The organism is Rhizobium sp. BK602 (assembly GCF_014195095.1).
Classification (GTDB): Bacteria; Pseudomonadota; Alphaproteobacteria; order Rhizobiales; family Rhizobiaceae; genus Rhizobium.
In genome coordinates, this window is sequence record NZ_JACIBC010000002.1 from 262,003 (window position 1) to 282,263 (window position 20,261).

A 20,261-nucleotide genomic window follows, 5' to 3' on the forward strand; every position below is an offset into this window, starting at 1 on the left:
CGGGGGAATGAGTGTCTCGACCGCATTGTTCAGAAGTTGAACGACACGCCGAAATTGATGGCGTGGGTGAAGACCTTGGTCTTCAGCGTGTCGCCGCTGTCGATCGAGACATTGTCGACGAAGTTGTAGTTGCCCTTGTATTCGACGAACGTCGACCAGTGCTGGCTGAACTGGTAGCTGACGCCGGCCTGGGCCTGAAGCGAGGCGCCGCCGAACTGGTAGTCGAAGGTACGGCCGGAGTCACGGGTGACTTCGACATGCGGCACGTTGATGCCGGCGCCGAGGCCGACATAGGGCGTCCATTTGCGGCCGGGGTCCTGGAAACGATAGAGCGCGTTCAGCGTCAGCATGTTGAGGCCGTCGGTGAATTCGAAATGCGACCAGCCGGGCGTATTGTCGAGATTGCCGTAGACCTTGGCATGGCTGTAATCGAGCGAGATACCCCAGTTCGACTTGTCGAACTCATCCAGCCACCAGATGCCGCGAAAGCCGAAATAGGGCGGCATCTTGAAGGATTTGCCCGACCAGTCGGGATCGAAATTGGCGCCGTCCGACGTCTTCACGTTGCTGCCGGTCGCGCCCTGGACGCCACCGTAAGCCGAAAACTGCATTTCCGCCGAGGCCGAGTCGGCAGCAAAGACAAAAGCTGAAAGCGCGAGCGCGGCGACAGCCGGCTGTTTGATGCGAAATGCACGACGCATATGAAGCCCCCGGATGCGAATGCCGCCATCTAAGCGTGCTTCTGTGACAGTTCTATTGCGGCGCGCTGTGGCTAGGATCGGCTTAGGCGGGAAAACTGACATCAGGCTGAACGGAAAGGCCCGTTTCGCCGGCCTCCCGAGCGATAGGCGCGGGGCTGTTACACCTCGGCAACAGTTGGGTCGCGGAGCTGGACATGGCAAGGGCCGGCTGCTGCCACGCGGCACCAGCCGGCCCTTGGCCGATCACATCATCGATTGTCAGCCGCCGAACATCGTCCGCAGCAGATCGATGCCGCGGTCCTCGTAGCTGACCTCGCCCTGTTTGTTGCCGGGGCCGACGACGATGACCTTGGTGCCGATCGGAACCCGGTCATAAAGATCGGTGACGTCCTTGTTCATCATGCGGATGCAGCCGGACGACATGTTGAGGCCGATGCTCCAGGGCTGGTTGGTGCCATGGATGCGGAATGCCGTGTCGCTGCCGCCACGATAGAGATACATGGCGCGCGCACCGAGCGGATTGTCCTCGCCGCCTTCCTGATAGGCGGGAAGCTTGTGGCCCTTCTTGGCTTCGCGAGCGATCATTTCCGGCGGCGGCGTCCAGCCAGGCCATTCCGCCTTGCGGCCGACCTTGACGACGCCCGACCAGCCGAAGCCGTCGCGCCCCACGCCGATGCCGTAGCGCCGCGCCCGGTTGTCGCCCTCGACGAGATAGAGATACTTGTTGTTGGTATCGACGATGATCGTGCCCGGAGCCTCGTTGGTCCGCAGCCGCACCATGCGCCGCTGAAACTGCGGCTTGACCTGCCCTTGCGGCTGGGTCGACACGCGGATCATGTCGCTGCGCGCAGCCGGCGCGGCATAGGGCGCTGGAGCGCTGAAGGCCGCGGCATCCGAGGCCGCCGTGAGACACGAAACGGCAATGGCCGCCGCCGCGACGACCGGTAGTATTGATTTCATCCGTCATTCCCCTCTCAATTTACCCGCGAAGAACCTAGCGAAACGGGCGCGGGGATCAAGATCAAATTGCGAGGGAGAAAGATCGCGCCGTCCGGGCGCGGATCTATTCTCGCGCCGGAGGCAACGTTACTGTCCTGCCATGCAGTATCGCCGCCGCGCCCGAAATCTCGGACACGGCGATCCCTGCGGTTTACATCACGATGACGCGCGTCCCGACGTTGACCCGGTTGTAGAGGTCGATGACGTCTTCGTTGCGCAGGCGGATACAGCCGGAGGATACGGCGCTGCCGATGCTCCAGGGGGCATTGGTGCCGTGGATGCGGTAGAGGGTCGAGCCGAGATACATGGCGCGGGCGCCGAGCGGATTGGCCTCGCCGCCGTCCATGCGCGCCGGCAGGTAATGACCTTTTGCCGCTTCGCGCGCCACCATCTCGCGCGGCGGCGTCCAGTCCGGCCATTCCTGCTTGCGGGTGATGGTGTGGGCGCCGGCCCATTCGAAGCCCGGCTTGCCGACGCCGACGCCGTAGCGCCGCGCCTGGCCGCCGTCCATCACCAGGTAGAGGAAGCGGTTGTTGGTGTCGATGACGATGGTGCCCGGCTTTTCCTTGGTCTGGTAATCCACCACCTGCGGCAGGAACTGCGGATCGAGCTGACCACGGATGGCGGGATATTGCGGCCGCACGACGGCGACTTGCTGAACCGCCGGGCGAGCGAACAGGCCGCGCGGCTGGACGACCCGGCGCACCTGCGGATTGACCGCCTGTCGCTGCGCCGGGCGGACCGGATAGACCGTCGGCTGCACGCTCGCACCGCCGAGCTGCATCACCCAGGGCGCGGTGAGGTCGGGACTGACGATCACCGGCGGGCGCGATTGATAGCGATCATTGGCAAAGGCATCGGCGGCGAGCAGGCTGAGAGCGCCCGCCAATAAAATACATTGTTTCATCATCGGACAAACTCTCTACAAATGGGCCGAGGATGGGCGTAATCGCGCCCGGTCACGACTATGGTGACACTTGCGCGCCAGCGAATGGTAAACGTCCATTCATCAAAATGCCGCGAAATCGATAAACCTTTGTCAGGGTTACCATTTGGTTTGGAAAGATGGTTTGCGGGCGGTTAATCCGGAAAAGGCCAATGCCAATCCGGAATCGGAATGCGCGGCGCGCGAAATGCCGTTAGGGTTTTAAGCGTTTGATTGATCTGCTTTTATCCGATAGAGCAACTGCAGGAAAAGTGCACAGCGGTTTTCCGTCCGGAGTTGCGTAAAATAATGCGCTAGTTGCTTTACCGGTTTCCGGGGCATGCTCTGAAGTGGGAGACGAATCGCAAAAATGGCCGAAACGGGCATCATCACCGGCGAGGATGGCAAGGACCGCTGCTTCTGGCACGGCAATTTGCCGGAATATCAGCGCTATCATGACGCGGAATGGGGCCGCCCGGTCGTCGACGACATCCGCTTGTTCGAGAAGATCTGCCTCGAGGGCTTCCAGTCCGGCCTCTCCTGGCTGACGATCCTGCGCAAGCGAGAGAATTTCCGCGCCGCTTTTGCTGGTTTCGATTTCGAGAAAGTCGCGGTTTTCGGCGAGGCCGACATAGAGCGCTGCCTCGCCGATGCCGGCATCATTCGCCATCGCGGCAAGATCGTTTCCACCATCAACAATGCCCGCCGTGCCATCGAACTGCGTGACGAATTCGGCTCGCTCGCCCGCTATTTCTGGAACCACGAGCCGGCACCGTCCGAGCGTCCGGCCGTTTTCGACTATGCGCATCTTCGCGCCAACCCGACGACGCCCGCCTCCGTGCGCATTTCGAAAGACTTGAAGAAGCGCGGCTGGACCTTTGTCGGCCCGACCACGGTCTACGCCTTCATGCAGGCCATGGGCCTCGTCAACGATCACATCGAAGGCTGCTATTGCCGGAAAGAGGTGGAGGCGATGCGCAGCGCATTGGTGCGGCCATGAGGGGCGCGTTTCTGTCCCTTTGCCTGCTCGGCCTGGTGTTGGGCGGCGCTCAGGCTGTTCATGCGCAGGATAGCGAGCAGCAGCTTCAGTATCCGCAGCTCGACCGAGGCGAGACCGTGGAGAAGCTCGGCTTCCCGGCCGTGCTGGAGAAGCTGACGGGCTGGACGAAGTTCGGCAAGGGCAAGGTCTACACGCTGCCGCTGAAGAAGGGCCAGCATGTCCGCGTCACCTTCAGTTCGAAGAGCAAATACGCCTATATGGCGATCTTCGACCTGTCCTCGACGGACGACGAATCCTTCTTCGGCACCGACGAGGACGGCATGACCGCCGATGTCACCGTCAACGAGGACACGACCTGGCTGATCAAGCCCTATTATTCCCGCGTCACCCGCCGGCGCGGTCTCGGCGCGCCCTATGAAATCCTGATCGACCCCAATCCGCCGGCGACGCAGCAGAGCCAGCCGGCCGATAGCGGGCCGATGCTGTTCCCGCCGCGATCCAAGCAGGGACAGTAGAAGGCCTTCAGCCCAGCCCCTCGATCACGCCTTGCAGCTCGCCGAGATGGTCGATCTTGCGAAAGCGCGGCGCTTCCGAAGGCTCTTCGACATGTTCGAACGCCCAGGTGAGCGCGTGCGGCACAAAGACGCCATAGCTGCCGGCGGCGATTGCCGGCACGATGTCGGATTTCAGGGAATTGCCGACCATCATCGCCCGCTCCGGCCCATCGCCGACCTTGGAGAAGATGCGACGATAGGTGGATGCATTCTTGTCGGAGACGATCTCGATGGCGTCGAAAAGATCGCCGAGGCCGGATTGCGCCAGCTTGCGTTCCTGGTCGAAGAGGTCGCCCTTGGTGATCAGCACCAGCAGATAATGCCCCGTCAGCCCTTCGAGGGTTTCGCGCACATGCGGCAGCGTTTCCACGGGATGGGAAAGCAGGTCGCGGCCGATATCGAGAATCTGCGCGATCACCGCCGCCGGCACCGCGCCTTCGGTAATCTCGATCGCGGTCTCGATCATCGAGAGGGTGAAGCCTTTGATGCCGAAGCCGTAATGGCTGAGGTTACGCTTCTCGGCTTCCAGCAGGCGCGCCGAAATATGGCTGCTATCGGCGTGGTCGGCGAGCAGTCCGGTGAACTGGTGCTCGGTCAGCCGGTAGAATTGCTCGTTCTGCCAGAGCGTGTCGTCGGCATCGAAACCGATCGTCGTCAGTGGGCGTTGCATCATTGCCATGGTCGTCCCTGCGCATTGTCCGGGTGCCGGAGTCTATCTCCGGCTGCAACGGAGGCAAGAGCGAAGCGGCGGTAACCGCATCGTGATCGGTGCCGGGTCTCGCGTTGAAATCGCATTCCGGTGCATTATGTCGATGTTGTCTCGATCGCGACGGTCCCCCAGGGATCGTTCCTCGCAGACCGTCTTTCGACCTCTCCAGGGCAGCGTGCGGGTGCCGCTGTCATGCCGAGGCCAATATAGCCAAGAGATAAGAACTCACCGTCCGGATGTCTTCCGGCGGATCACAAGGGAATTTCTCAGATGCGTTACAATCAGCTCGGCAATACCGGCCTGTTCGTTTCCGAACTCTGCCTGGGGACCATGACCTTCGGCGAGGCCGATCCGAACAGCATGTGGGGCGCCATCGCCGATGTCGACCAGGCGCTGGCCGACAAGATCGTCGGCAGCTCGCTCGCCGCCGGGGTCAATTTCATCGACACCGCCGATGTCTACTCCCAGGGCAATTCCGAAAGGCTGCTCGGCCAGGCGCTGAAGAATCTCGGCGTGCCGCGCAAGGATGTGGTCATCGCCACCAAGGTCTACGGCGTCATGGGCGACAAGCCGAACGATCGCGGCGCCTCGCGCGGCCATATCATGGACTCGGTGGAGGCGAGCCTCGAGCGGCTGCAGACCGACCATATCGATCTCTACCAGATCCACGCCACGGATACCGTTACGCCGATCGAAGAGACGCTGCGGGCGCTCGACGATCTCGTTTCGCGCGGGCTGGTGCGCTATGTCGGCGTCTCCAACTGGCAGGCTTGGCGCATCGCCAAGGCGCTCGGCATTTGCGAGCGCCGCGGCTTTGCCCGTTTCGAGACGGTGCAGGCCTATTATTCCATCGCCGGCCGCGATCTCGAGCGCGAGATCGTGCCGCTGATGACCGAGGAGAAGCTCGGCCTCATGGTCTGGTCGCCGCTTGCCGGTGGCTTGCTGTCCGGCAAATACGGTCCGGGCGCGCCCGGCAATGGCGAGGGACGCCGCGCCAGTTTCGATTTCCCGCCCGTCGACAAGGACCGCGCCTGGGCCTGCGTCGCCGCCATGCGCGAAGTGGCCGGGAAGCACGGCGCCAGCGTCGCGACGGTCGCGCTTGCCTGGGTTCTCGCCAAACCCTTCGTCACCAGCATCATCATCGGCGCCAAGCGTCTCGATCAGCTCGACCAGAACCTCGCCGCCGTCAAGCTGACGCTCGATGCCGAGGATCTGGCCAAGCTGGACGAGGTCAGCGCGCTGCCCGCCGAATATCCGGGCTGGATGCTGACGCGCCAGGGGGCGGCCCGCCGTCCGCAGCCCTTCGAGCCGAAGGCCTGAGTCTGGGAAAGGAGTGCCGCCGCCTCTCATGAGGGCGGCGGCTGTCCGTCAAAGCTCGATGACGATCTTGCCGAAGGCGCCGCGGTCGAGATGATCGAAGGCGGCCGGCACCTCGGAAAAGGCGTAACGGTGGTCGATGACAGGCTTCAGGCCGATCCGGTCGACGGCACGGACGAAATCCTCCAGTGCACGGCGATGGCCGACGGAGATGCCCTGAATGACGGGGGATTTCAGCAAAACCGGTCCGGCAGGCCCCGATAGGTCAAATCCTTCCAGCACGCCGATAACCGAGATCCGGCCATGCACGGCCACCGCCTTCAGCGACTGGCCAAGATGTGGGCCGCCGGCGATTTCGAAGATATGGTCGATGCCGCGATCATGGGTGAGGCGGTAGACTTCCTCCACCCAATCGGTTGTATTGCGGTCGATGCCGTGGCGGGCGCCAAGCGCCTTTGCCCGTGCCAGCTTTTCGGGGCCGGAGGACGTCACGAAGACGTCGGCACCTTGCGCCGCCGCAATCTGCAACCCGAACATCGATACCCCGCCGGTTCCCTGCACGAGCACGGTGTCGCCCGGCTTGATCTTGCCGCGTTCCACCAGCGCGAACCAGGCCGTCAGGCCAGCGCAGGGCAAGGTGCTCGCCTCGCCGTCACCGATGCTTGTCGGCGCGGCGACGAACCAGTCTGCGGGGAAGGCGACATATTCGGCAAGCACGCCGGGGTAAAAGCCGCCAAGCGACTGATAAGGCGGATTGCGCGCATTGCCGGGCGGCTTGTCGTCGATCCAGCCGGGGTGGAAGGTGGAGATGACCCGGTCGCCGGGCGCAAACCGCGTGACCCCTTCGCCGACGGCTTCGACGATGCCTGCCATGTCGGAAGCGGGTACGAAGGGAAACCGGACGGGCAGGCCCATGCCGGTTTCCCGCATCAGCTTGTCGCGATAGTTCAGCGAAACCGCCGTGGTCCGCACCAGGATTTCGCCGGGCGCAGGCGAGGGGACTTCGGCCTCGGTGAGGCTGAGAGGGGCATTGACGCCGAAAGTGTCCAATGTCCAGCGCCGCATGGTCTTCGTCATAGTGATCTCCTGCGAGAAGTTGAAAGCACTGAGGTCACTATATCGTTGCATAATGGTCGCCAGTGGCGATATGATTTCCACTGACTGGTTCCTTATGGGAAGCAATAGCCGTGAACGACGTGCTCAATGGTATTCCCGAATTTGTGGAGGCGGTGGAAGCCGGTGGTTTCTCGGCGGCGGCGGCTCGCATGAACCTGTCGCGCTCGGCGGTCGGCAAGACGATCGCCAAGCTCGAAAAGCGCCTGAGCGTACGCCTCTTTCACCGCACGACCCGCATGCAGAGCCTGACGGAAGAGGGGCAGGCCTTCTACGAACGCTGCCGCCGGGCGCTGGACGAGATACAATCGGGCGAGGCGATGCTGGAATCGGGCAAGCGTGAGGTGGCGGGACGCTTACGCATCTCCATGCCGGTGCTCTTCGGCCGCCGCTGCGTCTCGCCCTTGCTGATGGAACTGGCGCGCGAACACCCGAATCTCGAACTCGATCTTTCCTTCAGCGACCGGATCGTGGATCTGATCGACGAGGGGTTCGATCTCGCCATTCGCAACGGTCCGCTCCCCGACGCGCCGGGACTGGTGACCCGGCGGGTCGCCCGCCACCGCATGGTGGTCTGCGCTTCGCCCGCCTATCTCGCAAGGCGCGGAACGCCGCGGGCCATTGCGGACCTGCATGAGCACGATCTCATTGCCTATGCGCGCGCGGGCGAGGCGAAGATCTGGGTCTTCCCGCAGGCCGATGGCGCCGATATCGAATATATGCCGAAGACACGGCTGCGGTTCGACGATCTCGAAGCAATGGCCGATGCCGCGGCGGCGGGAATGGGGGCGGCCTGGCTGCCCTGCTGGCTGATACGAGACCAGGTCCATGCCGGCAGGCTTGCGCCGGTGCTGACCGATCTGTCCGGCCTCACCTTCCACGCCTATGCCGTCTGGCCGCAAACGCCGCACCTGCCGCTCAAGACCCGAGCGGTCATCGATCTGCTCGCGGCCCGGCTTCCGCAGGTCGTGGAGTGACGGAAGGAACGGGCTACGCTGGCGGCATCAGGCGCGCGCCGTCCGCGAATACGCGGTTCCACAGCAGGATCTGCACGGATTTTCGAAGGCCGGCCGACCAGAACGGGTCTGCCTTTACGAGGCGCTCGACCTCGGCCGGATCGCGCGCCTCCACCAGCCACAGGCCGCCGGCGAAAGCTTCGCCTTCCCGGCTGAGCGGTCCCGCCACTTTAATGGCATCGGCGTTCGCCTGCAGGAAGTCGAAGTGACGTTCGAGATAATCCTGTCGGATGGCGGCTGCATGATCCCGATCATCTTCGAATAGAACTGCGAATAGCGACATTGCTCCCTCCTTGTTGGACTTTGGGAGCGTATGGCTGCAAGATTGTGATTGCATGCGGTAAATCTGCCGAGGAAAGCTGCAAAAATGCAGGACATGGATTGGAACGATTTGCGCTATCTTCTCGCACTTGCGCGGGAAGGGACCCTTGCCGCGGCTGGCAGAGAGTTGAAGGCCGACGCCACCACGGTCGGCCGGCGTTTGCGGCGATTGGAAGAACGGTTGGGTGCCGCGCTTTTCCAGCGGGATCTCGGCGGCACAATGACGCCGACGCCGGCGGGGGAGATTGCGATCGCGCGGGCCGAGGCGATCGAGGCCGAAGTGGCAGCTCTTTCCGGAGCGCTGGAGGCCAGCGATACCACCGCACTCGGCAAGGTGCGCCTGACGGCCGCGCCATCGATCGTGAGCCGCCTGCTGATCCCGGCCGCGGCCCGGCTTTTGTCCGACCATCCCCGCCTGCAATTGGAGCTTATCAGCGAGGCGCGCAACCTCAATCTGACCCGGCGCGAGGCCGACATGGCGATTCGTCTTGCAAGGCCCGCCGACATCGCCAGCGCCAAGGTCGTGGCGCGAAGGATCACGACACTGGACTATGCGATCTACGCAGCGGCCGAAAAACAAGACCGGGCGGAAAGGCTACCCTGGCTGATCTACGAGGACGGGATGATGCATCTGCCGCATGCCCGCTGGATCGCCGCGCAGGCGGAAAAATCCGGCACCGGTAGCGCTCTTGCCGTCAACGATGCGGAAGCCTTGATTCAGGCCGCGCTTGCCGGATTGGGCCGGGCGCTGCTGCCGAGGGTCCTGGCCGAGCGCGTCGAGGGCCTCTGCCGCGTCAAGACCGATGACGGGACGCTTCCCGCGCGGGAGGTGTGGCTGCTGACCCATGCCGAGCTTCGCCCGCTCACCCGGATTCGCATTGTCTCGCAATGGTTGGACCGGGTCTTTCATCCTCCGCGGCCTGCGGCCTGAAAACAAAGAGAGGCGGCACGAATGCCGCCTCCGCCGTTGCTGAGCGATGCTTATTTGCCGTGCTTTTTCAGCCAGGCGTTCATATTCTTGATCTCGGCCTCCTGTGCCGTGATCACTGCTTCGGCCAGTTTGCGCAATTCCGGGTCCTTGCCGTATTTGAGCTCGATCCTGGCCATGTCGATGGCACCCTGGTGATGCGGGATCATGCCGCGGACGAAATCCGCGTCGGCGTCGCCGCTATAGCTGATCATCATATCCTTGTGCATCTTGTCCATGGCGTCGTTGAACGCCTTGCTGGAGGCGCCCTGGTCGCCCATCGGCTTGCTCATGTCCATGGTGTGCGCGTCCTCGGCAAGCGCGGGCATGGAGAGCGACAGCGCCAGCGCGCCGGCGAGCAGGATGGATCTGGAAATAGACATATAAGTTCCTTCCGTTTCTGAACGGTATCTGAGGTTCTGGCGAGAGATCGCGTCGCCAGTGGGGATGAAGTCAGATGCGTCTCAGGCGAAACGGGGAGGGGGTGCCGTCGGCGCGGGACGGGAATCGGTCAGCCGTTGTCCGTGGGTGGGCGCCGGATAGGAAAAAGCGGGCGCGGCGTTACCGGCCGCCGCAAGGGCAGGAGCGACCGCAAGGCAGGCCGCGCAGGAGGGCACGTGTGCCATGCCGCCGGCGCACGGATTGTCGGGCGTCTTGTCTGGGATCACCTTATTGGCATGCATGGTCATCGAACCATGATCCATGCCGGTCATCGCATCCGGCATGCTCGCTCCGGCGGTAACAATCGGCATCGCCGTTGCGGAATCGCAGATGGGACAGTTCGCCAGCGCCGGCATGGCACCGTAGAACAGCCAGGCAATCAGCATTGTCAGAGTGGCGAAGAAGCGCATGAAGCCGAAGATAGGGTGAAGTAAGTCATATGCCAACAGGTCGCCGTTATTATTATTTTTGAAATTAGAGAACATGCTGTCAACGGTAGATGTCTCGACGATTCCCGATTTCGATCACCAATATGACCAGTCGGCTATCCTGCAGATCACAGATGATCCGGTAGTCACCAACCCGATAGCGCCAGTAATTTCCTAATCGGGCACCTTGCAGAGCATCGCCGACCTGGCGGGGATCATGCAGGCTTGGAAGGCGCTCCTCAAGGAAACTTCTTATTCTCTTGCGCGTCTTGGGATCGAGTTTCTCGACAAATTTGCGAGCGGAGCGGGCATACTCAATTGTCCAGACCACGCCAGAACTCCTCGGAGCCTATGATCTCGTCTTCACCGCTCTTGATCCGTTCCATGGCTCGCTCGGCCAGATACAAATCTTCCAGATCGTCCAAATGCGCCTCGATGGCCTGGCGAATATAGAAAGTGGCGGTGCGGCCGGTCCGTTCGGCCAGAGCCTGCAGGCGCTGGTAGGTCTCATCCGGCAAACGAATGGCTGTCTGCTTGCTCATCGCGAGGGTCCTAAAGGAATTGGGATGCGTGTATCCCAAATATAAATGGTCCTTGCCCAACTGTCATCGGCTGTTTGTCAGTTTTGTCAAATGACAACATACAATCCTTGCCGCATCTCGCCCAATCCGCTAGTTAACCGCCACTGTTCCCGTACCGGATTATCCTGCAAATGAGCGACAAACAGAAGAAACCGCAAAAGCTCAAGGCCCGCCTGCCGCGTGGCTTTGTCGATCGTTCGGCAAGCGACATTCGCGCCGTCAACGAAATGACCGCAAAGATCCGGGCTGTCTATGAGCATTATGGCTTCGATCCCGTCGAAACACCGCTGTTCGAATATACCGATGCGCTGGGCAAGTTCCTGCCCGACAGCGACCGGCCGAACGAGGGCGTGTTCTCGCTGCAGGACGACGATGAGCAGTGGATGTCGCTGCGCTACGACCTGACCGCGCCGCTCGCCCGTCATGTCGCCGAGAATTTCAACGAGATCCAGCTGCCCTACCGCACCTATCGCGCCGGCTATGTCTTCCGCAACGAGAAGCCAGGTCCCGGCCGTTTCCGTCAGTTCATGCAGTTCGATGCCGACACGGTCGGTGCGCCCGGCGTGCAGGCGGACGCCGAAATGTGCATGATGATGTCCGACACGCTGGAAGCGCTCGGTATCAAGCGCGGCGACTATGTTGTCCGTGTCAACAACCGCAAGGTTCTTGACGGCGTGCTCGAAGCGATCGGCCTCGGTGGCGATGACAAGGCCGGCCAGCGCCTGAACGTGCTGCGGGCCATCGACAAGCTCGACAAGTTCGGTCCGGAAGGGGTCGCACTGCTGCTTGGTCCCGGCCGCAAGGACGAGTCCGGCGATTTCACCAAGGGTGCCGGGCTGAATGCGGAGCAGATCGAAAAGGTGCTCTTCTTCGTCGGCATCAAGGATTATGCCGAAAGCGCGGCGCAACTCGCCGAGCTGGTCGCCGGCACGTCCAAGGGTGGCGAGGGCGTCGAGGAGCTGAACCTGATCGGCAGCCTCGTCACCAGCGCCGGCTATCAGGCCGACCGCATCAAGATCGATCCGTCCGTGGTTCGCGGCCTCGAATATTATACCGGCCCGGTCTACGAGGCCGAACTCACCTTCGACGTCACCAACGAGAAGGGCGAAAAGGTCGTCTTCGGCTCGGTCGGTGGCGGCGGCCGCTATGACGGGCTCGTGTCGCGCTTCATGGGTCAACCCGTACCTGCCACCGGCTTCTCCATCGGCGTGTCGCGCCTGATGACGGCCTTGAAGAACCTCGGCAAGCTCGGCCAGGACGAGGTGATCGAGCCCGTACTCGTCACCGTCATGGATGGTGATGTCGAGGCCATGGGCCGCTACCAGCGCTTCACGCAGCAATTGCGCGCCGCCGGCATTCGCGCCGAGATGTTCCAGGGCAACTGGAAGAAGTTCGGCAACCAGCTGAAATATGCCGATCGCCGCGGCTGCCCGATCGCCATCATCCAGGGCGGCGACGAGCGCGCGCAGGGCGTGGTCCAGCTCAAGGATCTGATCGAGGGCAAGCGTCTCTCCGGCGAGATCGAGGACAATGCCAGCTGGCGCGAGGCGCGTGTGGCGCAGGAGACCGTGCCGGAGGCCGATCTGGTGGCCAAGGTGCAGGCGATTCTGGTGGCACAGGCGGAAGATCGCAAGAGGGCGAGTGGCGATGTCTGAGTGCGTCGGCCAATCTCGCTTTCACCTTCTCCCCGCTGGGGAGACGGGGAGGGTAGCGCTATGCCGCTGATCAACCTCCCGGATTTTGCCGACGATCTTCTGGCCGAGTTCATCGCTCGCAAGACGGATCGGGTGGACACGCCGATCATCCAGCCGGCCGAGCCCTTTCTGGACATGGCCGGCGAGGATCTTCGCCGCCGTATCTTCATGACCGAGAGCGAGACCGGCGCCAGCCTCTGCCTGCGCCCGGAATTCACCATTCCGGTCTGTCTGCGCCATATCGAGACCGCGACGGGTACGCCGAAGCGCTACTCCTATCTCGGCGAGATCTTTCGGCAGCGCCGCGAAGGCGGCAATGAATTCTATCAGGCTGGGATCGAGGATCTCGGCGATCGCGATATCGCCAGCGCCGATGCCCGCGCCATCGGCGATGCCATCGGCATTCTCAACTGCGTCGTGCCGGGCAGGGTGCTGTCGGTGACGCTCGGCGATCAGGCCGTCTTCGAAGCGGTCGTGCAGGCGCTTGGCCTGCCATCCGGCTGGCAGAAGCGGCTGATCCATGCCTTCGGCAACATGATGCAGCTCGAAACCCTGCTGGCTCGGCTTGCCAGCCCGCAGCCGGTGACCGGGCTCGATCCGCATGTGCTCGATTTCCTGACGCGTGGCGACGAGCAGGGGCTGGTCCAGCATATCGACGCCACCATGAAGGCAACCGGCTATTCCACCAACGCCAGTCGTTCGCCGCAGGAGATCGCCCGCCGCCTCCGCGAAAAGCTTGTCCTGTCGGAAACCCGCCTCGACGATGCGGCTTTCCATGTGCTGGAGGAGTTCCTGTCGCTGAGTCTGCCGCTTGCCGACGCTTCCTCGGCGCTGGCCGGCTTTGCCGATGCCGCCGGGCTGACGCTCGGGGCCGCGCTGGAGCGTTTCGACGCTCGTGTCGCGGCGCTCGCCAATGCCGGCGTCGATGCCTCGAAGATCGATTATCGCGCCGCCTTCGGCCGCCCGCTCGACTATTATACCGGTCTCGTCTTCGAAGTGACGGTGGAGGGGTCGACGGCGGTTCTTGCCGGCGGCGGCCGCTTCGACCGGCTGCTGACGCTGCTTGGCGCGAAGGACCATATTCCGGCCGTCGGCTTCGCGCTTTGGCTTGACCGTATCGAGACCGCGAGGGCAGCCCGATGACCATCACCATTGCGCTCCCCTCCAAGGGCCGGATGAAGGAGGATTGCTCGGCGATCTTCGAGCGTGCCGGCATGCCCATCGTCGCCGTCGGCAACGACCGCTCCTATCGCGGCCGCGTCGAGGGTTGGGACGATGTCGAAGTGGCATTCCTCTCGGCATCGGAAATTTCGCGCGAGATCGGCAATGGCAGCGTCGATTTCGGCGTCACCGGCGAGGATCTGGTGCGCGAAGGCATGGCGGAGGCCGACCGCCGCGTCGAATTCTGCGCCCGCCTCGGCTTCGGCCACGCCGATGTCGTGGTCGCCGTGCCGGATATCTGGCTCGACATCGATACGATGGCCGATCTTGGCGACGTCGCCGCAGATTTCCGCGCCCGTCACGGCCGCAGGCTGACGGTCGCCACCAAATACTGGCGGCTGACGCAGCAGTTCTTCTCCAGCCAGCACGGCATCCAGCTCTACCGCATCGTCGAGAGCCTCGGCGCCACCGAAGGCGCGCCCGCCGCCGGGTCGGCCGATATCATCGTCGATATCACCTCGACCGGCTCGACGCTGAAGGCGAACCATCTGAAGATCCTTTCGGATGGCACCATTCTGCGCTCGGAAGCCTGCCTGGTTCGTGCCCGCAAGGAGAGCCATGAAGGCAATCCGATGGTCCAGCGCATCATCGCTGCGGTGCAGAATGCGGGAGCAAGGAGCGACGACACTTGACGGAAGAGGCGGTTGCTTTTCTGCTCACTCCCGGCTGACGCACCGGAGGTTTCCGGAGATGCTGCGCGATGGCCTTCACGCCTCCCTGACGTTTTCATAGCCAGCCGCCTTCGCTGTCTTCACCAGCTTTCGGTCGAAGGTGACGAAGCCCTCGCAATGCGCCGATCGGCTGAGATGCAGGGCGTCGGCAAAATCCATCCCTTTTTCGGCCAGATCGAGCGCCGCCGCGACAAGGGCGGCGTCTTCTACCGTTACGGTGGGAAGGCCACCGAAAGCTTTCAGCGCGTCGGCCACATCGGTCGGACGAAAGCCATATGTGCTGCGCAGCACCCATTCGACTTCCAGAACAACGGTAGCGGCAACGAAGACGGCCTCGCCGTCAATGATTCTACGAGCATGGAGAGATTGTTCGGGATGATCGCCGGTCAGATAGCGGACAATCAGATTGGTATCAATCGCGATCATGGCGGCGCCGGGCTTCGGCCAGCACACCGGCCTCCATGTCTTCCAGGGACTTCGGCTCGCCTTTGAAGGGCAGTAGTCCGAATACCTCGTCCGGCCGCGTCGTCGCGAAGGCCGGCGCCCGCTTTAACAGCACGCCGTCCGCGGTTTCCTCGACGATCAGCCGCGTACCGGCATCCCATTCCCGCCGCTGGCGTATGGCTTTCGGCAGGATGACCTGCCCCTTGGTCGAGACGGTGGTGATGATCTGTTCGGCATTCGCCATCAGCCTGATTTCCCTGAAGCAGGTCTCGCAAAAATGTGCGGCGGTTTTGCGCCAACGACATCCGCAACATCAAAGACCTAAAGCGCGAGAAGCGAATCCGAAGGATCGTGACGCGCGTTAGTGTAAGACGGAAGTAAGATAGCCGCGATTGTCTCACGCTTCAAGGCAGAACCTCGCTCCATCGATATCGACACGAAAAAGCCCGCCGTGGAAACGGCGGGCTCGGTCTTGGACTGATATCGAGGATCAGGCTGCTGCATAGGCGCCGCGGCGCGCGTCGAGCGAGTAGACGCCCGGGCCGTTGGTGGCGAGCATGATGTAGGCGCCGGCCAGCGTGATGTTCTTCAGGAAGTTGACGAAGTTCAGGCTGTTGATCCAGCCGTTGGCGGCGGCCGGGAAGTCCGGAACGTTGACGGTCGGCAGGTGGAAGACGATGCCGGTGAAGACGCAGAAGGCGGCGAGCAGCCAGCCGACGATGCGGATCTGGAAGCCGATCAGAACGCAGACGCCGGTGATGAATTCGAATGCGCCGGCAAGATAGGTGAGCAGCGTGGCGGCGGGCATGCCGGCGCCGGCGATCATGCCTGCGGTGCCTGCCGGGTCGCTCAGCTTGCCGAAGCCGGCAAAGATGAACATGAAGGCGAGCAGGACGCGCGCCACAAGGATGATGACGTTGTTGGTATTGGACATGACAGTCTCCAGTAGGGCGGTCGGCGCCGTGAGTGACAATTTCTGAAGACCGTTATTCGCGATTTCGAGCAGATTGAAAAGATAAACAACTGCGCACGATTAGTTCACAATCATTGAACAATCGCCCGCAATCGATCCCTTCCCATCCAGTGCATATCGGCTATGGTGGCGCGAATTCATTTGCCAAATCACGATTTTCGGAAGGAACCCCCGATGGCCGACCTCTCCTCGTTTCCGATCACCAAGCGCTGGCCAGCCAGCAATCCGGACATCATCCAGCTCTATTCGCTGCCGACACCGAACGGCGTCAAGGTTTCGATCGCGCTGGAGGAACTGGAACTTCCCTATGAGCCGCATCTGATTTCCTTCGGCACCAACGACCAGAAATCGCCGGAATTCGTCTCGCTCAATCCGAACGGCCGCATTCCGGCGATCATCGATCCCAACGGTCCGGACGGCAAGCCGATCGGCCTGTTCGAATCCGGCGCCATTCTTGTCTATCTCGCCGAAAAGACCGGCAGGCTCATTCCAGCCGACGCAGCCGGGCGCTACGAGACGCTGCAATGGGTCTTCTTCCAGATGGGCGGCATCGGCCCGATGTTCGGGCAGTTCGGCCATTTCTTCAAATTCGCCGCCGACAAGGTCGCCAACAATTCCTATCCGGTGGAGCGCTATCGCGACGAGGCCAAGCGCCTGCTCGGCGTCTTGGAAGACCGTTTGAGGGGCCGTCAGTGGATCATGGGCGATGAATATACGATTGCCGATATCGCCACCTTCCCCTGGGTCCGCGGCGTCGATGTCTTCTATGGCGGCCGCGATGTCCTGGAACTCGCAAGCTTCCCTTCGGTCATGGACTGGGTCGAGCGCGCAACCGCCCGCCCGGCGAGCCAGCGTGGGCTGAATATTCCGAAGCGCGATTGATCGGCTTCACCTTCGTCGGGGGCAGGTCAGGCATATCCGCCGTGCCGCACTTATGTGCCTGGCCCCTCGCCAACAGCGACCTACTGCCGGTTCGCCAACTGGCTCCCCGGTTCCATCTTGAAGCGGGGAAACAGGAAGACGCCGACCATGCTGCCGGCATGGTTGCCTTCCGTGCTGATCGACTCTCCGACACAGAAGATCGGTTGGCGATGCCCGGAGCTGCCAAGTGCCGTGGTGGAATAGCAGAAGCTGGACGAAGCGGCGGCCGCCTGCTCGAACAGATCGAGGATGCGGGTGCGATCCGGTGCGTCATAGCAGTTCATCAGGCTGAGCAGCCCGCATTCCGACGTGCTCAAACCATGCAGCATCGTGCTCCACTGGCCGAGCTTGATGAGGCCGCTTGCCAGATCGCCGGTCCATCCTTCGGAAACGCAGAACTGCGCCATGAGATCGGGATCGTGACCGCTGAACTCCAGCGATCCCGGAGCAAAAGGTACGGCAAGACTGGCTTTGGCGATCTTGAACAAGATGTTCCCCAACTTGAGGCGCGGGTTCCCCTGCGCGCGCTTCAATCGAATTCCAAGCAAGCAGTGAGCGGAGTATCGCTCCACATTCGCACAGCCACAGGCGGGCGAAGCCGCCTCTTCGCCAACTCCCTGAACCCGGGATGTGCTCCCGATTTCGACCCAATCATTCAGGTCGACTCAAGTAATAATTTTGTGTGCTTTATCTAACGAAAAAATTGAGATCGCAGCTTGATGCGCATCATGCGCTGAAATCAAGTAGAAATCATTGCCCCTGCAACGATCATCTCCAAAATCGCCACGTTGCGATTTATAGGTGCTTTTACAAAAACAGCAATGGGGCAATTTGCACAAATGAAATCTTATGAAGAAAGTATCGCGTCACGGCGGATAAATGAAAAGGGCGGCCCGAGAGCCGCCCTTCGTCCATTCCGGATGCCGGATTGAACAGTCGTAACAGGCGTGGCCTATCACATCATGTCCATGCCGCCACTTCAGGCCGCTTGGCGGCCTGAAGCACTAAAAGTGCATGGGCGAAGCTTTATGGACATTCCTGTAATCGGCCGCTGGCCCATCACATCATGTCCATGCCGCCACTTCAGGCCGCTTGGCGGCCTGAAGCACCAAAAGTGCATGGGCGAAGCTTTATGGACATTCCTGTGATCGGCCGCTGGCCTATCACATCATGTCCATGCCGCCCATGCCACCCATGCCGCCCGGCATGCCGCCAGGGGCATCCTTCTTCGGCAGTTCGGCGATCATGGCTTCGGTGGTGATCAGCAGCGAAGCAACCGAAGCTGCGTCCTGCAGAGCCGTGCGAACGACCTTGACCGGGTCGACGATGCCCATGGCGATCATGTCGCCGTAGACGCCCGTCTGAGCGTTGTAGCCGAAGTTGTCTTCGTTCTTGTCGAGGATCTTGCCGACAACGATGGAGGCTTCGTCACCAGCGTTTTCAGCGATCTGGCGAGCCGGAGACTGCAGAGCGCGGCGAACGATGTTCACGCCGGCTTCCTGGTCGTCGTTTTCGCCCTTGACCGAGATCTTGACGGAGGAACGCAGCAGAGCCGTGCCGCCGCCCGGTACGATGCCTTCCTGAACGGCAGCGCGCGTCGCGTTGAGAGCGTCGTCGATGCGGTCCTTCTTTTCCTTGACTTCGATTTCCGTCGAGCCGCCGACGCGGATAACGGCAACGCCGCCAGCGAGCTTTGCAAGGCGTTCCTGCAGCTTCTCGCGGTCGTAGTCAGAGGTGGTTTCTTCGATCTGGGCCTTGATCTGGGCAACGCGGCCTTCGATGTCGGACTTGGCGCCAGCGCCGTCGACGATCGTGGTGTTTTCCTTGGAGATCGAAACCTTCTTGGCGCGGCCGAGCATGTCGAGGGTGACAGACTCGAGCTTGATGCCGAGGTCTTCGGAGATGACAGTGCCGCCCGTCAGGATGGCGATGTCTTCCAGCATGGCCTTGCGGCGGTCGCCGAAGCCCGGAGCCTTGACGGCAGCGATCTTGAGGCCGCCGCGCAGCTTGTTGACGACGAGGGTCGCAAGAGCTTCGCCTTCGACGTCTTCAGCGATGATGAGGAGCGGCTTGCCGGTCTGAACGACGGCTTCGAGAACCGGGAGCATGGCCTGCAGGTTCGAGAGCTTCTTCTCGTGCAGGAGGATGAAGGCGTCTTCGAGGTCGGCCACCATCTTTTCCGGGTTGGTTACGAAGTAGGGGCTGAGGTAGCCACGGTCGAACTGCATGCCTTCGACGACTTCGAGTTCGGTTTCGGCGGTCTTGGCTTCTTCAACCGTGATGACGCCTTCGTTGCCGACCTTCTGCATGGCTTCGGCAATATCGAGACCGATCTGCTTTTCGCCGTTTGCCGAGATCGTGCCGACCTGGGCGACTTCTTCAGACGTGTTGATCTTCTTGGCCTTGGCGAGCAGGTCCTTGACGACTTCTGCAACGGCGAGGTCGATGCCGCGCTTCAGGTCCATCGGGTTCATGCCGGCTGCAACGGCCTTGGCGCCTTCGCGAACGATGGCCTGGGCAAGAACGGTTGCGGTGGTGGTGCCGTCACCGGCGACGTCGTTGGTCTTCGAAGCGACTTCGCGGACCATCTGGGCGCCCATGTTTTCGAACTTGTCTTCGAGTTCGATTTCCTTGGCGACGGAAACGCCGTCCTTGGTGATGCGCGGAGCGCCGAAGGACTTGTCGATAACGACGTTACGACCCTTCGGGCCGAGCGTGACCTTCACGGCGTCAGCGAGGATATCGACGCCACGAAGCATCTTTTCGCGAGCGCTGCGGCCGAATTTTACTTCTTTAGCTGCCATGTTAGAAACTCCTGAATTCGCGTTGTCCGGGTTTGTGACCCGTCAGCTGTATCGGAAAAAAGGGAACCGGCCGGATCAGCCGATGATGCCCATGATGTCGGCTTCCTTCATGATCAGAAGGTCTTCGCCGTTGAGCTTGACTTCGGTGCCGGACCACTTGCCGAACAGAACGCGATCGCCAACCTTGACGTCGAGTGCTACGACCTTGCCGGATTCATCACGGGCGCCCGAGCCGACGGCGACGATTTCGCCTTCCTGCGGCTTTTCCTTGGCGGTGTCCGGAATGATGATGCCACCCTTGGTCTTTTCTTCAGACTCGACGCGACGAACGACGACACGGTCATGAAGGGGGCGGAAGTTGGTGCTTGCCATTGTCTAATCCCTCGATCAAATGACATTCACGGACCAGCGGGGGGCCCGTATGGATTTTGTTAGCACTCGTCTCTGGAGAGTGCTAGCGA

25 protein-coding genes are annotated in these 20,261 nt (G+C 61.9%); 9 read left to right on the plus strand and 16 right to left on the minus strand.

Annotation, left to right across the window (positions count from 1 at the left end; all coding sequences use genetic code 11):
- Positions 1 to 29: 29 nt before the first annotated feature.
- The 3 genes from FHX11_RS06660 to FHX11_RS06670 form a co-directional block, all read right to left on the minus strand.
- Entirely contained in the window at positions 30 to 701 is a 672-nt protein-coding gene (locus tag FHX11_RS06660) for a porin family protein (protein WP_184356311.1), read from the minus strand.
- 258 nt (positions 702 to 959) lie between these two features.
- The gene (locus FHX11_RS06665; RefSeq protein WP_184356313.1) at positions 960 to 1,661 is read right to left on the minus strand and encodes a L,D-transpeptidase; all 702 of its coding nucleotides are present in this window, start codon (positions 1,659 to 1,661) and stop codon (positions 960 to 962) included.
- A gap of 190 nt (positions 1,662 to 1,851) precedes the next feature.
- The gene (locus tag FHX11_RS06670) at positions 1,852 to 2,610 is read right to left on the minus strand and encodes a L,D-transpeptidase (protein WP_184356315.1); all 759 of its coding nucleotides are present in this window, start codon (positions 2,608 to 2,610) and stop codon (positions 1,852 to 1,854) included.
- 385 nt (positions 2,611 to 2,995) lie between these two features.
- Here FHX11_RS06670 and FHX11_RS06675 point away from each other — a divergent pair, with 385 nt between their 5' ends.
- Both FHX11_RS06675 and FHX11_RS06680 read left to right on the plus strand, forming a co-directional pair.
- Positions 2,996 to 3,625 (plus strand): DNA-3-methyladenine glycosylase I, encoded by a 630-nt coding sequence (locus FHX11_RS06675; protein ID WP_184356317.1) that lies wholly within the window; start codon positions 2,996 to 2,998, stop codon positions 3,623 to 3,625.
- Positions 3,622 to 4,140, plus strand: coding sequence for a hypothetical protein (locus tag FHX11_RS06680; protein ID WP_246780911.1), 519 nt, complete (start codon positions 3,622 to 3,624; stop codon positions 4,138 to 4,140). Before FHX11_RS06675 ends, FHX11_RS06680 begins: the two co-directional genes overlap by 4 nt.
- A 7-nt stretch (positions 4,141 to 4,147) precedes the next feature.
- Here FHX11_RS06680 and FHX11_RS06685 read toward each other — a convergent pair whose 3' ends face one another.
- The gene (locus tag FHX11_RS06685; protein ID WP_184356319.1) at positions 4,148 to 4,852 is read right to left on the minus strand and encodes an HAD family hydrolase; all 705 of its coding nucleotides are present in this window, start codon (positions 4,850 to 4,852) and stop codon (positions 4,148 to 4,150) included.
- A gap of 306 nt (positions 4,853 to 5,158) precedes the next feature.
- Between FHX11_RS06685 and FHX11_RS06690 the strand changes: the two genes are divergently transcribed.
- Positions 5,159 to 6,208, plus strand: a complete 1,050-nt coding sequence (locus FHX11_RS06690) for an aldo/keto reductase (protein ID WP_184356321.1) — start codon at positions 5,159 to 5,161, stop codon at positions 6,206 to 6,208.
- A 48-nt stretch (positions 6,209 to 6,256) separates the two neighbouring features.
- Here the strand turns inward: FHX11_RS06690 and FHX11_RS06695 are convergent, their stop codons facing one another.
- The gene (locus FHX11_RS06695; protein WP_184356323.1) at positions 6,257 to 7,282 is read right to left on the minus strand and encodes an NAD(P)-dependent alcohol dehydrogenase; all 1,026 of its coding nucleotides are present in this window, start codon (positions 7,280 to 7,282) and stop codon (positions 6,257 to 6,259) included.
- 110 nt (positions 7,283 to 7,392) lie between these two features.
- On the opposite strand from FHX11_RS06695, the gene FHX11_RS06700 reads away from it, so the two are divergent.
- Positions 7,393 to 8,295: a LysR family transcriptional regulator gene (locus FHX11_RS06700; RefSeq protein WP_184356325.1), complete on the plus strand. Its 903-nt coding sequence runs from the start codon at positions 7,393 to 7,395 to the stop codon at positions 8,293 to 8,295.
- 13 nt (positions 8,296 to 8,308) lie between these two features.
- On the opposite strand, the gene FHX11_RS06705 is transcribed toward FHX11_RS06700, so the two are convergent.
- A complete protein-coding gene (locus tag FHX11_RS06705) occupies positions 8,309 to 8,617 on the minus strand; it encodes a YciI family protein (protein ID WP_184356327.1) in 309 nt (102 codons plus the stop codon).
- 84 nt (positions 8,618 to 8,701) lie between these two features.
- Here FHX11_RS06705 and FHX11_RS06710 point away from each other — a divergent pair, with 84 nt between their 5' ends.
- The gene (locus FHX11_RS06710) at positions 8,702 to 9,586 is read left to right on the plus strand and encodes a LysR family transcriptional regulator (RefSeq protein WP_246780912.1); all 885 of its coding nucleotides are present in this window, start codon (positions 8,702 to 8,704) and stop codon (positions 9,584 to 9,586) included.
- 50 nt (positions 9,587 to 9,636) lie between these two features.
- Here the strand turns inward: FHX11_RS06710 and FHX11_RS06715 are convergent, their stop codons facing one another.
- The 4 genes from FHX11_RS06715 to FHX11_RS06730 form a co-directional block, all read right to left on the minus strand.
- The gene (locus tag FHX11_RS06715; protein WP_184356329.1) at positions 9,637 to 10,005 is read right to left on the minus strand and encodes a DUF305 domain-containing protein; all 369 of its coding nucleotides are present in this window, start codon (positions 10,003 to 10,005) and stop codon (positions 9,637 to 9,639) included.
- 81 nt (positions 10,006 to 10,086) lie between these two features.
- Positions 10,087 to 10,548, minus strand: a complete 462-nt coding sequence (locus tag FHX11_RS06720; protein WP_246780913.1) for a hypothetical protein — start codon at positions 10,546 to 10,548, stop codon at positions 10,087 to 10,089.
- Between the two features lie 4 nt (positions 10,549 to 10,552).
- Positions 10,553 to 10,822 (minus strand): type II toxin-antitoxin system RelE/ParE family toxin, encoded by a 270-nt coding sequence (locus FHX11_RS06725; protein ID WP_184356331.1) that lies wholly within the window; start codon positions 10,820 to 10,822, stop codon positions 10,553 to 10,555.
- Entirely contained in the window at positions 10,806 to 11,033 is a 228-nt protein-coding gene (locus FHX11_RS06730) for a TraY domain-containing protein (protein WP_184356333.1), read from the minus strand. Before FHX11_RS06730 ends, FHX11_RS06725 begins: the two co-directional genes overlap by 17 nt.
- Positions 11,034 to 11,203: 170 nt before the next feature.
- Between FHX11_RS06730 and hisS the strand changes: the two genes are divergently transcribed.
- The 3 genes from hisS to hisG are packed head-to-tail and all read left to right on the plus strand — an operon-like array spanning position 11,204 to position 14,619.
- On the plus strand, positions 11,204 to 12,727 hold the full coding sequence (gene hisS / locus FHX11_RS06735; RefSeq protein ID WP_184356335.1) for a histidine--tRNA ligase: 1,524 nt from the start codon (positions 11,204 to 11,206) through the stop codon (positions 12,725 to 12,727).
- 60 nt (positions 12,728 to 12,787) lie between these two features.
- Complete coding sequence (locus tag FHX11_RS06740; protein WP_184356337.1) at positions 12,788 to 13,909, plus strand: ATP phosphoribosyltransferase regulatory subunit; 1,122 nt, start codon at positions 12,788 to 12,790, stop codon at positions 13,907 to 13,909.
- Positions 13,906 to 14,619, plus strand: a complete 714-nt coding sequence (gene hisG / locus FHX11_RS06745) for an ATP phosphoribosyltransferase (protein WP_184356339.1) — start codon at positions 13,906 to 13,908, stop codon at positions 14,617 to 14,619. The genes FHX11_RS06740 and hisG overlap by 4 nt, the downstream gene beginning before the upstream one ends.
- Before the next feature lie 75 nt (positions 14,620 to 14,694).
- On the opposite strand, the gene FHX11_RS06750 is transcribed toward hisG, so the two are convergent.
- The 3 genes from FHX11_RS06750 to FHX11_RS06760 form a co-directional block, all read right to left on the minus strand.
- On the minus strand, positions 14,695 to 15,084 hold the full coding sequence (locus tag FHX11_RS06750) for a type II toxin-antitoxin system VapC family toxin (protein ID WP_184356341.1): 390 nt from the start codon (positions 15,082 to 15,084) through the stop codon (positions 14,695 to 14,697).
- Positions 15,071 to 15,346 carry an AbrB/MazE/SpoVT family DNA-binding domain-containing protein gene (locus FHX11_RS06755; protein WP_184356343.1) on the minus strand — a complete coding sequence of 92 codons (276 nt, stop codon included), beginning with the start codon at positions 15,344 to 15,346 and terminating at the stop codon, positions 15,071 to 15,073. The genes FHX11_RS06750 and FHX11_RS06755 overlap by 14 nt, the downstream gene beginning before the upstream one ends.
- A 246-nt stretch (positions 15,347 to 15,592) precedes the next feature.
- Positions 15,593 to 16,036: a DoxX family protein gene (locus FHX11_RS06760; protein WP_184356345.1), complete on the minus strand. Its 444-nt coding sequence runs from the start codon at positions 16,034 to 16,036 to the stop codon at positions 15,593 to 15,595.
- 213 nt (positions 16,037 to 16,249) lie between these two features.
- On the opposite strand from FHX11_RS06760, the gene FHX11_RS06765 reads away from it, so the two are divergent.
- A complete protein-coding gene (locus FHX11_RS06765; RefSeq protein WP_184356347.1) occupies positions 16,250 to 16,957 on the plus strand; it encodes a glutathione S-transferase C-terminal domain-containing protein in 708 nt (235 codons plus the stop codon).
- Between the two features lie 80 nt (positions 16,958 to 17,037).
- Here FHX11_RS06765 and FHX11_RS06770 read toward each other — a convergent pair whose 3' ends face one another.
- The 3 genes from FHX11_RS06770 to groES all read right to left on the minus strand — a co-directional run bounded on the left by FHX11_RS06770 (position 17,038) and on the right by groES (position 20,172).
- Positions 17,038 to 17,484, minus strand: coding sequence for a hypothetical protein (locus FHX11_RS06770; protein WP_246780914.1), 447 nt, complete (start codon positions 17,482 to 17,484; stop codon positions 17,038 to 17,040).
- 675 nt (positions 17,485 to 18,159) lie between these two features.
- The gene (gene groL / locus FHX11_RS06775; protein WP_184356351.1) at positions 18,160 to 19,800 is read right to left on the minus strand and encodes a chaperonin GroEL; all 1,641 of its coding nucleotides are present in this window, start codon (positions 19,798 to 19,800) and stop codon (positions 18,160 to 18,162) included.
- Between the two features lie 75 nt (positions 19,801 to 19,875).
- Positions 19,876 to 20,172, minus strand: a complete 297-nt coding sequence (gene groES, locus FHX11_RS06780) for a co-chaperone GroES (protein WP_004109735.1) — start codon at positions 20,170 to 20,172, stop codon at positions 19,876 to 19,878.
- Positions 20,173 to 20,261: the final 89 nt, after the last annotated feature.

What these genes read in the sequence shown, in the direction of transcription:
- FHX11_RS06765 (WP_184356347.1), top strand. Translation starts at nt 16,250, where the DNA reads ATGGCCGACCTCTCCTCGTTTCCGATCACCAAGCGCTGGCCAGCCAGC.
- FHX11_RS06680 (WP_246780911.1), top strand. Translation starts at nt 3,622, where the DNA reads ATGAGGGGCGCGTTTCTGTCCCTTTGCCTGCTCGGCCTGGTGTTGGGC.
- FHX11_RS06720 (WP_246780913.1), bottom strand. Translation starts at nt 10,548, where the DNA reads ATGTTCTCTAATTTCAAAAATAATAATAACGGCGACCTGTTGGCATAT.
- groES (WP_004109735.1), bottom strand. Translation starts at nt 20,172, where the DNA reads ATGGCAAGCACCAACTTCCGCCCCCTTCATGACCGTGTCGTCGTTCGT.
- FHX11_RS06660 (WP_184356311.1), bottom strand. Translation starts at nt 701, where the DNA reads ATGCGTCGTGCATTTCGCATCAAACAGCCGGCTGTCGCCGCGCTCGCG.
- FHX11_RS06710 (WP_246780912.1), top strand. Translation starts at nt 8,702, where the DNA reads ATGCAGGACATGGATTGGAACGATTTGCGCTATCTTCTCGCACTTGCG.
- hisG (WP_184356339.1), top strand. Translation starts at nt 13,906, where the DNA reads ATGACCATCACCATTGCGCTCCCCTCCAAGGGCCGGATGAAGGAGGAT.
- FHX11_RS06760 (WP_184356345.1), bottom strand. Translation starts at nt 16,036, where the DNA reads ATGTCCAATACCAACAACGTCATCATCCTTGTGGCGCGCGTCCTGCTC.
- FHX11_RS06665 (WP_184356313.1), bottom strand. Translation starts at nt 1,661, where the DNA reads ATGAAATCAATACTACCGGTCGTCGCGGCGGCGGCCATTGCCGTTTCG.
- FHX11_RS06750 (WP_184356341.1), bottom strand. Translation starts at nt 15,084, where the DNA reads ATGATCGCGATTGATACCAATCTGATTGTCCGCTATCTGACCGGCGAT.
- FHX11_RS06705 (WP_184356327.1), bottom strand. Translation starts at nt 8,617, where the DNA reads ATGTCGCTATTCGCAGTTCTATTCGAAGATGATCGGGATCATGCAGCC.
- FHX11_RS06755 (WP_184356343.1), bottom strand. Translation starts at nt 15,346, where the DNA reads ATGGCGAATGCCGAACAGATCATCACCACCGTCTCGACCAAGGGGCAG.
- groL (WP_184356351.1), bottom strand. Translation starts at nt 19,800, where the DNA reads ATGGCAGCTAAAGAAGTAAAATTCGGCCGCAGCGCTCGCGAAAAGATG.
- hisS (WP_184356335.1), top strand. Translation starts at nt 11,204, where the DNA reads ATGAGCGACAAACAGAAGAAACCGCAAAAGCTCAAGGCCCGCCTGCCG.
- FHX11_RS06740 (WP_184356337.1), top strand. Translation starts at nt 12,788, where the DNA reads ATGCCGCTGATCAACCTCCCGGATTTTGCCGACGATCTTCTGGCCGAG.
- FHX11_RS06715 (WP_184356329.1), bottom strand. Translation starts at nt 10,005, where the DNA reads ATGTCTATTTCCAGATCCATCCTGCTCGCCGGCGCGCTGGCGCTGTCG.
- FHX11_RS06675 (WP_184356317.1), top strand. Translation starts at nt 2,996, where the DNA reads ATGGCCGAAACGGGCATCATCACCGGCGAGGATGGCAAGGACCGCTGC.
- FHX11_RS06695 (WP_184356323.1), bottom strand. Translation starts at nt 7,282, where the DNA reads ATGACGAAGACCATGCGGCGCTGGACATTGGACACTTTCGGCGTCAAT.
- FHX11_RS06670 (WP_184356315.1), bottom strand. Translation starts at nt 2,610, where the DNA reads ATGATGAAACAATGTATTTTATTGGCGGGCGCTCTCAGCCTGCTCGCC.
- FHX11_RS06690 (WP_184356321.1), top strand. Translation starts at nt 5,159, where the DNA reads ATGCGTTACAATCAGCTCGGCAATACCGGCCTGTTCGTTTCCGAACTC.
- FHX11_RS06730 (WP_184356333.1), bottom strand. Translation starts at nt 11,033, where the DNA reads ATGAGCAAGCAGACAGCCATTCGTTTGCCGGATGAGACCTACCAGCGC.
- FHX11_RS06685 (WP_184356319.1), bottom strand. Translation starts at nt 4,852, where the DNA reads ATGATGCAACGCCCACTGACGACGATCGGTTTCGATGCCGACGACACG.